This is a genomic window from Vibrio sp. 811 (genome assembly GCF_033339195.1).
The window spans coordinates 1-598 of record NZ_JAWOUB010000629.1 but is presented as its reverse complement, the minus strand read 5'-3'; the positions used below and the strand labels follow the sequence as shown (position 1 = coordinate 598).

Here is a 598-nt window from a genome sequence, read left to right as displayed (position 1 = left end):
GCTGACGGATCTACGTAAGCACTACAAACTCGTAGTGATCACTAACGGTCCAATTTTCTCGCAGCACCCCAAATTGAAAGCAACACAAATGGATGAATGGGTGGACCATATTATTGTGGGTGGCGAAGAGCCAGAAGAAAAACCAGCGGCCAGCATATTCCAAAAAGCCTTGAATCTTGTCGACATCAAACCAGAAGAAGCCTTACACATCGGTGACTCTCTAGCGGCAGACATCGCAGGCGCAAACAACATGGGTATTTTGAGTGTGTGGGTGAATGCGACTGGCGCAAGTAATCCAACAGAGATAACGCCGAACTTTGAAATCCGAGAAACCGTCGAGCTAAAAGAAATCCTGAAAACACTCGCCCAATAACAACAGCGAATTAAGAAAACCACAACCCCAGACATTGAGCTGGGGTTTATTTTATCTGCGCGAAAAGCATTGGGATCATGGGTGGTCTAAAGCACCAAAATCTGCACCAACCTTACAATTCATACGCAAAGCGAGATTCTGCTGATAGAAATCTTCTGGCTAGCCATTCTCAGCTAATATGGAGGAAAATAGAGTGGCTAAAATGCAAAAAAGCCTCAGTCTTTC

Annotated in this window: 1 protein-coding gene; it reads left to right on the top strand. The window is 45.0% G+C overall.

Going from position 1 to position 598, the window contains the following annotated elements; genetic code table 11:
* Window positions 1-373: HAD-IA family hydrolase (locus R7Q46_RS28495; RefSeq protein ID WP_318078485.1), on the top strand; the 373-nt coding region annotated here is incomplete at its 5' end.
* Window positions 374-598 lie beyond the last annotated feature (225 nt).